We start from the raw sequence: 11,624 nt of genomic DNA, 5'->3' as shown, positions 1-11,624 counted from the left end.
GACATGCCCTACCTCCAACTCGACGTGAACGGCCACCACGCCGTGGCCGACAAGAAGCGCCTCGCCAGGCAGCTCAGCGAAACCTGCGCCCGCATGATGAGCGTCGACATCCGCCGCATCAGCATCGCGATCCGCGAGGTGGGCGAGGGCGGCGTGTGGCGCATGGTCGATGGCGAGCCGGTCGAGGTGTCGGTGCTGATGTGCGACATCCGGCGCGGCCGCTCCGCCGAGCTGCGGCTCGAGGTGGCCAAGGCGCTGTGCCGCGACTGCATCGACATCCTGGGCCTGCGGGAAGACCGGCTCAACGTCGAGTTCACCCAGCATTCCGGCGACGAGATGTACCACCCGACGCTCGGCGGCTACAGCCCCGAGTGGTCGGAAGACGAGTCTCGGTGAACGGCCAGGCGCGCGCGGTGCGGCCGCGAGAAGCGCGCAATCATCCACGGCCCCGGCAGCGCACCCAGGCCGACCGAGCTCCACGTCGCCACCCAGCCAGCCCTGCGTGCTGCCGATGCCGAAGCGCGTCTGGCCCCAGTCGGGCGCGAGGCCGAAGCCCATCACCGAGCGCACCGAGAAAGCGATGCCCAGCCGGTGCGGCGCCGCCACGTTGCGACGGGACAAGCCCGTGAGCAAGGCCTTGCGCGTGGTGCTCGATGCCATCGTGGCGGCCGGCAAGCCCGGCCGCCGCCAGGCACAAGAAGTTATTCCGGAATCGCGGCCAGCGGCGCACCGCCGCGCGCACGGCCCAGCGTGCCGACGATCAGCGCCGCGATCAGCACCAGGGCGCCGCTGAGCACCATCGCGCTGGAGATGCCGTGGTTGTCGACCGTCACGCCGCCGATCAGCGCGCCGGAGGCAATGGCCACCTGGAAGCCGCTCACCAGCAGCGCCTGGCCGGCTTCGGGTGCGTCGGGCACGGCTTCCATCATCCAGCCGGTGAGCGCCACCGGGATCAGGCCGAAGGCCACGCCCCAGATCACGACCACCACCGCGCCCGGCACGAAGCCGGTGCCGATCACCGTCGACAGCAGCAGCGCCGTCGCGAGCATCAGCGCCGCCATCAGGGTGGTGGCGCGCACGCTGCGGGCCACCAGGCTGCCGCCGAGGAAGGTGCCGATGAAGCCCACCGCGCCGTAGACCAGCAGCAGCGTCGACACCGAATTGGGCGCGAGGCCGAACACCTGCTGCAGCAGCGGCTTCAGGTAGGTGTAGGCCGCGAAGTGGCCGGCAATGAAGAACAGCACCGCGAGCAGCCCGACCTGCGCCATGCGGCGCGTGAGCGGCGTGAGCAGGTCGCGTGCGCCGATGGCGCGCAGCGGCGGAATCGCCGGCAGCAGCCACAGCTGCACCAGCAGCACCACGGTGGCGAGCGCGCCGGTCACCGCGAAAGAGGCGCGCCAGCCGAACAGCGTGCCGAGGAACGATCCGGCCGGCACGCCGAGCACGGTGGCGGCCGACACGCCGGCCAGCACGTAGGACATGGCACGGGCCTGCGCCGCATGCGGCACCAGCTGCGTGGCGGCGGCCGGCGCAAAGGTCCAGAAGCCGCCCACGCACAGGCCGAGCAGCAGGCGCGCGACCAGCATGGTGGCGAAGTTGGGCGCGAACGCGGCCAGCAGGTTCGACGCGATGAGCAAAGTGGTGAGCGCGATCAGCACGGTGCGCCGGTCGAGCTTGCCCGAGGCGACGATCAGCGCCGGCCCGGCGAAGGCGGCCAGCACGCCGGGCATCGTGACCATCAGGCCGGCCGTGCCGTCAGATACGTTGAGGCCGCGCGCGATGTCGGTCAGAAGACCGATGGGCATGAACTCCGTCGAGACCATCGCAAAGGTGCCGACCGCGATGGAGCCGACCGCGAGCCATGCGGAGCGGGTGGCCGCCACCGCTGGCGCTGCCGGAGCCGCCGGCACTGCGCCGACGTCGTCGATGCACGGGTTGCTGCTGGGTGAATTCATCATGGAATGCTGTCCTGGAGAAGCACCGGCGGCGCACGCGCCAATGCTGGTGAGAGGGCATTGGAGTGTGCGAGGCGTCGCCTTCGCGACAAAGGGGCCGGCCAGCAGTAGTCAGTTTCCCTGCGGCGAACAATAGGGGGTTCTGGTGGCTATCGCCACCCTGTTGCAGGCCTCAGGGCTCTGCCCGCAGCACGCGGCCGTCGGCAATGAACGAATCGCCGATCAGCACGCGGAAGGCCGTGCCTTCGGGAAAGCGCGGCCGTGCCTGGGCCGGGGACAGGAATTCGATGGCCAGCGATGCGGGCAGCCCGCGCTCCAGCGCGTCGCCGGGCGGCACCACCCAGCGTGCCGAGAAGCCTTCCTTGTCGAGCACCAGCGCGCAGCGGTATTCGCCCGGCGCCACCGGCACGTCCTGCGATGGGATGGCCGGCTTGCGGAAGGTGAGCTCGACCAGCGCATGCGGCGTGAAGGCGCCCAGCGCGTCGAAGCTCGGAGGCGCATCGGTCACCGGCTTCGGCGCGCGGCGCGGCCGCTTGCCGATGAGCCACGCAATGACGTTGCCGATGATCGGCACCCACAGCACCATCAGCAGCGTGGCGATGTCGCGCGTGGTCGTGCCGGGCGCCGCATAGTGCCGCACCACCGCGCCGCCGACGGCCACGCACAGCAGGATGGCGACGATGAGCTTGCGCCGGAACTGGATCTTGGTGGTGCTCATGCCTTGGGCGGCGCCGCTTCCGGGTAGGAGGGAATGTCGGTTTCGTGGTCAAGCCATGGTTGCTCGTGCGAGGTCCAGATGTGCATCGACGGCCGCTCGCCCGGGTCTTCGTCGAGCGAGCCCACGCGCAATATCACCTGCGGCTGCGCCACCCATTCGGCGATCAGCTGCGTGCCGCAGCGGGTGCAGAAGTGGCGCAGCTTGCCCGGCGTCGATTCGAAGGAGCCGATCGCTTCTTCGCCCGTGGTCCAGCGGAAGTCGCTGCGGTCGGCGCGCGCGGTGGTGGTGAAGGCCGCGCTGTGCGCCTTGCGGCAGGTCTGGCAATGGCAGTGGACGATGGGGCCGGCGAGGCGCGTGGCCTCGTACCGGACGGTGCCGCAGAGGCAGGAGCCCTTCATGGCTTTTCCTTTATCGGTCGCAGGATGGGAGTGGGGTTGCGAGTCTAGGCCAGCGCAGGGCCCGTCACGCGACCCGCAGCACCGCACCCGCCGGCAGCGCCTGCCAGTCGATCCATTCGCCAGCCGCCAGGTGCTGCGTCGGCGCTGCGGCGCCCGGCACGTCGCCCCACTGCAGCGTGAGCGTGCGCGCGCCCAGCCGCAGCGCGATCTCGAAGCCCGGCCAGTGCGCCGGCACGTGCGGCGTAAGCGAAAGCAGCCGGCCCTTCACGCTCAGGCCCAGCAGCGACTCGACCGCCGCGCGGTGCAGCCATGCGGCCGAGCCGGTGTACCAGCTCCAGCCGCCCCGGCCGACGTAAGGCGCGGAACCGTAGATGTCGCCCGCCATCACGTAGGGCTCCAGTTCGTAGGCCGGCCCACGCACGGGATGGCGCGCGCGGTGGGCCGGGCTCAGGCCCTCGAAGCTCTGCCATGCCGCCTCATGGTCGCCCTGCTGCGCCTGCGCCATCAGCGCCCATACGGCGCCGTGCGAATACTGGCCGCCGTTCTCGCGCACGCCCGGCGGATAGGCCTGGATGTAGCCGGGGTTGTTGGGCGAGTTGGCGAAGGGCGGTGTCAGCAGCCGCAGCAGGCCGGCCGGTTCGTCGTGCAGCAGCTTCTTCACCGATGCCATCGCCGGCCGGGTGTGGGCATCGTCAGAGGCGCCAGAAAGCACCGACCACGCCTGCGCGATCAGGTCGATGCGGCACTCGTCGTTGGCCGACGAGCCCAGCGGCGCGCCGTTGTCGAAGAAGGCGCGGCGGAACCAGGCGCCGTCCCAGCCGGCGTCGTGCAGCGCGGCGATCCAGCCGGTGCGCGCGGCGGTCCAGCGCGCGGCGCGCTCGTGGTCGCCGCGGGCCTGGGCGAGGGGCACGAACTGCTCGACCACGCGGCACAGGAACCATGCGAGCCACACCGATTCGCCGCGGCCTTCGTTGCCGACGCGGTTCATGCCGTCGTTCCAGTCGCCGGTGCCCATCAGCGGCAGGCCGTGCACGCCGGTCTTCAGGCTGCGGTCGATGGCGCGCGCGCCGTGCTCGAACACGCTGGCCGTCTCGCCGCTGCGCTGCGGTGCGTAGTAGGCGTCTTCGGCACCGTCCGGAATGGCGGGGCCTTCGATGAAGCCGGCCATCTCGTCGAGCAGCGAGGCATCGCCCGTCACTTCGACGTAGTGCGCCGATGCATACGGCAGCCACAGCAGGTCGTCGGAGAAATGCGTGCGCACGCCGGCGCCGCCGGGCATGTGCCACCAGTGCTGCACGTCGCCTTCTGGAAACTGCCGCGCCGCGTTCAGCAGGATCTGCTCGCGCAGCCGCGCGGGATCGGTGAGCGCGAAGGCCATCGCGTCCTGCAGCTGGTCGCGAAAGCCGAAGGCGCCGCCGGCCTGGTAGAAGCCGGCCTTCGACCAGAGCCTGCAGGCCAGCGTCTGGTACACGAGCCAGCGGTTGACCAGCGCGTCGAACAGCGGATCGGGCGTGCGCACCTGCAGCCGGCCGAGCAGGTCGTCCCAGAAGGCGCGCACCTGCGCCAGTGCCTCGGGCACGTCGCGCTGGCGCCATCGGCGTGCAAGACCGAGCGCGGCCTCGGCGTTGTCGGCGTGGCCCAGCACGAAGCTGAAGCTCGCCGTTTCGCCCGCCGCCACGACGAATTCGCCGCCGATGGCCGCGCATGCGTCGAGCCCGCTGCCCGCACGCTGGGCCAGGGTGTCGGGCACCTCGACGATGCCGCGCCCGGCAAAGAACTCATTGCGGTCGCAGGTCCATTGCGTGGCACCGGGCAGGCCCGCGAGCAGCAGGAAGGCCGCGCTGCCGCCGAAGCCCGCGCTCGACTCGCGCTGCTGGCCGAACACGGCCGGCTGGTCCTCGGGCTTCCAGCAATGCACCGTGCGGCGCTCTCCGCGTGCCGAGCCCATTTGCCACTCGACCATCGAGAGCGCGCGCAGCCGGCGCTGGCCGCTGCCTTCGTTGCGCACGCGCACATGAACGATCTTCACGGCCTCGTCGCGGTCCGCGAAGAAGGTGGTTTCCAGCATGAGCGAGCCCTGGCGGCACTCGAACACGGTGTAGCCCTGGCCGTGCCGCACCCGGTGCAGTGACTCGCCGTCGCCGCTGCCGGCGGGCGTGAGGGGCAGCATCTTGCGTGTTGCCACGTCCTGCAGCAGGTAGTGCTCGAAGGCCGGGTCCTGCACCGGGTCGTTCGCCCACGGCGTAACCTGGTGCATGCGGCTGTTGCCGGCCCAGGTGAAGCCCGTGCCCCACTCGGACACCTGGAAGCCGAAGTTCGCGTTGGCGATCACGTTGACCCAGGGCCGCGGCGTGCGGCGGCCCGCGCCGACCTCGAAGTGGAACTCGCCCGTTCCGGCGTCGAAGTCGCCCGTGGGCGCGCCGGCCGAAGGCGTGGCGGCGGTGTGCGACAGCAGCGGCACGCCGCGCGGCGCAGCGGCATCGTCGGCGACCGGTGCCGTGTCGTTGCGGGCCTCGTTGCGGGCTTCGTGCAGCGCCGCCACCTGCATTTCGAGCGAGCGCCCCTCGGCGGTGAACACCACCCGCGCCAGGCTGGAAAGCGCGGCCTTCTCCGAGGGCACCACGTCCTGGTCGCGCAGCAGGTAGAAGCCGGCCGTGTCGTTGCGCGGAAAGCTGTTCTGCGTCTGCTGCGCCACGCGCGAGCGCAGCGTCTCTATCTCGCGCTGCAGCGGCATCAGGTAGGAGTTGGGTTCGCTGTTGAGCACCACCAGGTCGCAGGCCACGCCGCCGAAGCCCCACCAGGGCTGCGCGCGCAGCAGCGTGTTGATCAGCCCCATGCCGATCATCGAGTGGATGTGCACCAGCAGGATGGGCTTGTCGCCGGAAATGCCGAAGCGCCAGATCTGCCGCAGGTCGATCAGCCCGCGGTCGCTCATGACGCGCGGCGTGGTGTAGGTGAGGATGGTCGTCAGGTCCTGCAGCGCCACGTTCTGGGCGGGCGCGATGCTCAGGTCGCGCAGCCGCACCTGTGCCAGCGTGGCGGCCATGCGGGTGGCGCGTTCCACGTGCATCGGCTGCATGTAGCGGTCGATGCCGGGCATCAGCGCCTCGATGCTCTCCGCGGCGGCGGTTGCAAAGCTCAGGCGCGCGGTGGCGCCCGGCGCGAGCGACAGGCGCACCCGCAGGCAGGCGATGGGGTCGAGGCCGTTCACCGGCCGGCCGTTGTGCGCGAGCGGCTGCGCATCGAGCGCCGGATCGGCCAGCGTGCGGTTGCGGCCGATGAAGGCGCGCCGGTCGGTCATGCAGTCGACGGACAGCACGTTGGCGTCCACCGAGGCCAGGAAGTGCGCCGCCGCGGCCACCGCGTCGCCGTGCAGGCGCGGCTTGCGCGACAGCAGCAGCGCGCGCCATGCGGGCTCCCAGCGCGACTCGACGAACAGGTTGGCGAACGCCGGATGCGCCTCGTCGGCCTTGGGGTTCGACAGCACCGGCTCGAAGTACGACAGCAGTTCGAGCGTGCGTGTCTCGTCGCCCGAGTTGTGCAGCGTGATGTTGCGCAGCTCGGTGTCGTCCTCCGGGCTGATGAGCACGGTGGTGCGCACCTGCAGGCCCGGGCCGGCGGCGTCGAACTGCACCTGGTCGGCCAGGAAGCGGGTGCGGTAGCGCCAGCCATCGCCGGGGGCGGGCAGGGCGGTGAGGGAGGTCAGCGCCTGCTGCCCCTCGTCGCGCAGGTAGAAGAAGGTGCCGTAGCTGTCGCGCAGCGGGTCGTCGCGCCAGCGCGTGACGTTGAACGCATGCCAGCGGCTCACCCCGGCGCCGTTGGCGCGCAGGGACACGGTGTAGCGGCCGTTCGACAGCAGGTGCGTGGGCTGGAAGCCGGGCGCCATCGGGTCGACCACGCGTGGCTGGAACAGCGGCGCCAGCTCGGCCTGGCCGGGCTCGGGTGGTGTGCGCGGATCGGCGCTGCCGATGATCTGGCGCGGCGTGCGTTCGTGCAGCAGCGACTCGTGCGCCTGCACCAGCGCGGCGCTGCCGAACCAGCGGCGCGGCGCGTCGGCGCACAGCAGGTTGCACAGCGCCACCAGCGACATGCCCTGGTGGTGCGCCATGAAGTTGCGCACCACGGTGAAGTCCTGGCCTTCGGTCTGGCGCGAGACGGTGAAGTCGATCGCGTCGTGAAAGCCGAACTCGCCGCGCGCGCCCAGCGATTCGAGCAACTCCAGGTTGACCACGGCGGCCTCGGGCGCGAACGGCGCCGCCATGACGCTGGCATAGGGCGCCACGACGCGGTCGGCCGGCGGCGTGCGCCGCAGCGCCAGGCGCGGCACGCCGAAGGGCGAGTACTGGTAGGCCAGCGAATGGTCCTGCCCGAAATAGGCCGACTCCGAGACGCCCCACGGCAGGTTCTGCGCGCGGCCGAAGGCCTGCTGCTCGGCAATGGCGGCGGTGTTGGCCACCTGCAGCAGGCCGTCTTCGGGCTCGGTCATCACGAGCGCGGGCATCACGTACTCGAACATCGAGCCCGACCACGACTTCAGGCTGGGCTGGAAGCCCACCAGCAGGAAGGGCCGGCCCAGCGCCATCCAGTGGCGGCGCGGCACGTCGCCCTTGGCGATCGCCAGGAAGCTCAGCAGCCGCGATTCCGAGGCCAGCAAGTCGTAGTAGCTGGCGTCGAGCACGTTCTCTTCCACGCGCAGGCCGATGTGGAACAGGTGGCGCTTGGCGTCGTAGAGGCCGCTGAAGTCCATGCCGTCGTGCAGCAGGTCGCAGCGCCGGGCCAGCGCTTCTAGCGCCGCCGCTTCCTGCGGATGGCCTCCTTCGGCAGCGAATGCGCGGCAGGCCTGTGCCACCGTCACCAGGTGGCCAGCGAAGTTGCCGCTGTCCACGCTCGACACATACTGGGGCGGCAGCGGCGCGAGCGTCTGCGTGTCGTACCAGTTGAACAGGTGGCCCTCGTGCTTCTGCAGGCGATCGACGGTGTCCAGCGTGGCCGCCAGGCGCGCCAGCAGCGCGGTGGTGTCGATCCAGCGGAACTCGCGCGCGCAGCAGGCGGCCAGCAGGTACATGCCGATGTTGGTCGGCGATGTGCGGTGCGCAATGGTGGGCTGCGGTTCCAGCTGCAGGTTGTCGGGCGGCAGGTGGTTGTCCTCCGGTCCCACCACGCGCACGAAGAATTGCCAGGTGTCGTACGCGAGCTTGTCGAGGTAAGTGCGCTGCCCGGCGCCGAGCGGGTCGGCCGCCTTCGGTTCGACGCGGCTGCTCCACCAGGCCGCGACCGGCGCAAGCGCCCACAGCAGGAACAGCAAAGGTCCGACCACCGGATACGCGCTCCAGTGCGCGGCCACCGCGAGCACGAGGCACAGCACGCTGCTGACGGCCGCATTGCGCAGGAACGGAGCCAGTTGCTGGCTGGCTTGCGCCTGCGCCTGCGCCGCCGTTGTCCATTCGAGCAAGTGCCGCCGGCTCACGACCAACCGCCACGTCGCGCGGAACCAGGCATCGAGCAGCAGCCGCGTCTGCGCAGCCAGTTGCACGAACTGCCATGCCGCGCCCGCCATGGAGCGCAGCAGCTCGACCGCGCCCACGTCGAAGAAGTGGCGCAGCTCGATGGCGCGCCGCGTCGGCACCAGCCCGGCCAGCGCGCCGAGCAGCGGGCCCAGCGTGAGCGCCGAAGCCACTGCCGCCAGCGCCCAGCCCAGCGGCATGGCCTGCGTGAAGATCACCAGCGCCAGCAGCGCGAAAGAGGCGGGCACGACCAGCGAGCGGCGCAGGTTGTCGCTCATCTTCCAGAGGCCCAGCGCGTCGATGCCGAAGCGGTGCGCGCGCCACATCAGCGGCAGCAGTTGCCAGTCGCCGCGCACCCAGCGGTGCACGCGCGACGCCGCAACGCCGGCATGGTGCGGATGGTCCTCCACAAGAACCACGTCGCTCACCATCGCGCAGCGCGCCACCGTGCCTTCGAGCAGGTCGTGGCTGAGCACCGCGCCGTCGGGCAGGCGGCGGTCGAGCGTGGCGTGCAGGGCGCGCACGTTGAGCAGGCCCTTGCCGGTGAAGGAGCCGCTGCCGAACACGTCCTGGTAGATGTCCGAGGCGCCGCTGCCGTAGGGGTCGAGGCCGCACTGGCCCGCGAACATCCAGTGGTACGGCGAGCGCTCGTTGCGCATCGGGAACGGCGTGACGATGCGCGGCTGCAGGATGCCGAAGCCCGCGACCACGCGCCGGCTTTGCGCATCGATCTCGGGGGCGTTGAGCGGATGGGCCGCGATCGACACCAGGTCGCGCAATGCGCCGGGCGGCAGGCCGGTGTCGCTGTCGAGCGTGAGCACGTAGGGCGTGCGGCCGGCGGCGAGCTGCTGGCCAGGCGCGAGCGGCAGGAAGCCGCTGGCGTCGCCGGCCGCGAGCAGGCGCACCAGCATCTCCAGCTTGCCGCGCTTGCGCTCCCAGCCCATCCAGCGCTGCTCGGTGTCGCTCCAGCTGCGCGGGCGATGCAGCAGCAGGAAGCGCGGGGCGGCACCTTCGGCCGGGGGGTACTTGGTGTTCAGAGCGGCGATGCGTTGCAGTGCGTCGTCGAGCAGCGGCGTGTCGGTGGGCAGCAGGGCCTGGGCGGCGTCGGCCCAGTCTGTCAGCAGCGCGAACTGCGCGTGGGCTTCGCGGTTGGAGAGCCAGTGCAGTTCGAGCCGGTGAACCAGCTGCGCGTTGTTGGCGGTCGAGCTCAGCAGCGTGGGGATGACGACGAGGGCGCGGTGCCGTTCGGGAATGCCGGTGGCGAAGTCGAGGCGCGGCAGAGCCTGCACGCGCACCGATTCCGCCATGATGCGCTGGGCCAGCGCGATCAGCGCCTCGGACAGCGGCCACGCCAGCAGGACCAGCGCCAGGACCGTGGTCCAGTCTTCGCGGTGCGGCAGGCTGTGTACCACCCAAGCCAGCAGCAACGCGGTGCCGAGGGCCACCGCGCTCACGTAGACGGGCAGGCGCCAGCCGCGACGGCCGCGCGCCCGGCCCAGGCGCTCGGTGCGCGGAGTGGCGCGGTCCGCCGGGCTGCCTGCCTGCAGCGCGGCAATCAGCGAGGGGCGCCCTTGTCCGAAGAGGTAGTAGCCCGCCGTGCCGTCGGCCCGGTCGGTCTCCGCCCCGGCGTCTTCGGCCGGCGCGGCGGCGGCCAGCCGCACCACGGCCTGTGCCACTTCGCGCTCTGGCCGCTCGGTGCCGCGCGCCACCTGCTCCATCGCATGCGTGATCTGCTGGCGCGTGATTTCGCTTTCGTTCGCGAAGCTCGGCAGCTCGCGAAGCACGCGCAGCGAACGGCTCACCGGCTCGATCAGGTCGCTCCACTCGACCTGGCCGATCATGCGCAGCGTGGTGATGATGTTGCCGACCGTGAGGTTGGCGGCCGCCTGCGCGTTCTGCGCGTCGCCGATCAGCGCCGGGCCGTTGGGGCAGTGCTGTTCGGTCCAGCGCACCAGCGCGGGCGTGTCCTCGCTGCGCTCCACCGGCAGGCGCTGCCACAGTTGCGTGAGGTAGTTGTCCTGCAGGCCGTGGCTTTGCAGCGCGCGGTAGAGCACGTCGAGGTCCTGCTCGGAGAGCTTGGCCGCGCCGTCCCAGGCGGCATGCGCGACTTCGCGCGCGACCTTGTTCTCGGCGATGCTCTCGGCCATGCGCCGCAGGTTCTCCAGCAGCACCACGCGCAAGGTGGTGGGCAGCGCCCACAGCTCGCCGAGCGTGAGTTCGTCGATGTCCTGGTAGGCGTTGAGGAAGGCGGTGAACAGCGTCTTGTTGAGCACGCTGTCGGTGTGGGCCACGTAGGCCCAGGCAATGCCGTACACACGCGGCAGGCCCGCGAGCGGCGGCGTGGCCAGCTTGGGCAGCCGCGCGTAGTAGCTGCGCGGCACGCCGTCATGAATCTGCTGGAGCTGCGCCTCGACCAGGTGGAAGTTGTCGAGGAGCCATTCGGCGGCCGGCGACACGTAGCGTCCGCTGAGCGATGTCAGCGCGATGTAGTCGAAGGCGCTGCGCAGCGAGGCGAGGTTCTCGTCCACGCGCGGAAAAAAAGGCGCGCCCTGGCGTGTGCGGCGGTGCTCGTCTTCAACCACCTGGGCACGGGCCAGGCTGTGGCCGTGCTGCTCGAAGCGTTGGGCGCCGAAGAGTTCGGCTCTGATCGGAGGTGCTACCGGGTCGTGCGGGCCCAGCAGAAGGGTCCGGGCGTAGTGACTGAGCCCCTCGAGGCGGTCGACAACGGCTGCGGCGCTCAAGTGAGGGCGAACAGGCCAACGCCCAGAACGACGGCCACGCAGGCCATCGTGACGATGCGCCCGGCAGCCAGTGCACGCACTCGCTGCATATGGCTGCGCACCGAGAACCATCGCCCGTGGGCGCGCGCGCAGTGGCGCATGTGGGAAGCCAGCGCTTCGAAATCGCTGCCGACGAAATCGATCTGCGAATGGGTAAGGGACTGCGGGACTGGCATGGCAACGGGCTCCTTGTAACGACTTCGAGCTGCCGCGCGATTGCGAGAACTTTGACCGTGTCCGACCGTACCCCTTTAAATGACCTTACGGGT

6 protein-coding genes are annotated in these 11,624 nt (G+C 70.8%); 1 reads left to right on the top strand and 5 read right to left on the bottom strand.

Features of this window, described 5'->3' with window-relative positions; all coding sequences use genetic code 11:
- Positions 1-3 precede the first annotated feature (3 nt).
- A complete protein-coding gene (locus ACQY8B_RS17345; protein ID WP_422087841.1) occupies positions 4-396 on the top strand; it encodes a tautomerase family protein in 393 nt (130 codons plus the stop codon).
- A 305-nt stretch (positions 397-701) separates the two neighbouring features.
- Here the strand turns inward: ACQY8B_RS17345 and ACQY8B_RS17340 are convergent, their stop codons facing one another.
- The 5 genes from ACQY8B_RS17340 to ACQY8B_RS17320 form a co-directional block, all read right to left on the bottom strand.
- A complete protein-coding gene (locus ACQY8B_RS17340) occupies positions 702-1,958 on the bottom strand; it encodes an MFS transporter (protein WP_422087840.1) in 1,257 nt (418 codons plus the stop codon).
- A 169-nt stretch (positions 1,959-2,127) separates the two neighbouring features.
- The gene (locus ACQY8B_RS17335; RefSeq protein ID WP_422087839.1) at positions 2,128-2,673 is read right to left on the bottom strand and encodes a hypothetical protein; all 546 of its coding nucleotides are present in this window, start codon (positions 2,671-2,673) and stop codon (positions 2,128-2,130) included.
- Positions 2,670-3,071: a GFA family protein gene (locus tag ACQY8B_RS17330; RefSeq protein ID WP_422087838.1), complete on the bottom strand. Its 402-nt coding sequence runs from the start codon at positions 3,069-3,071 to the stop codon at positions 2,670-2,672. Before ACQY8B_RS17330 ends, ACQY8B_RS17335 begins: the two co-directional genes overlap by 4 nt.
- 64 nt (positions 3,072-3,135) lie before the next feature.
- Entirely contained in the window at positions 3,136-11,316 is an 8,181-nt protein-coding gene (locus ACQY8B_RS17325) for a GH36-type glycosyl hydrolase domain-containing protein (protein ID WP_422087837.1), read from the bottom strand.
- Positions 11,313-11,531: a hypothetical protein gene (locus ACQY8B_RS17320; RefSeq protein ID WP_237679196.1), complete on the bottom strand. Its 219-nt coding sequence runs from the start codon at positions 11,529-11,531 to the stop codon at positions 11,313-11,315. The genes ACQY8B_RS17325 and ACQY8B_RS17320 overlap by 4 nt, the downstream gene beginning before the upstream one ends.
- Positions 11,532-11,624: the final 93 nt, after the last annotated feature.

The organism is Variovorax sp. (genome assembly GCF_965279555.1).
Classification (GTDB): domain Bacteria; phylum Pseudomonadota; class Gammaproteobacteria; order Burkholderiales; family Burkholderiaceae_C; genus Variovorax.
This window is presented reverse-complemented; position numbering and strand designations above follow the sequence as displayed.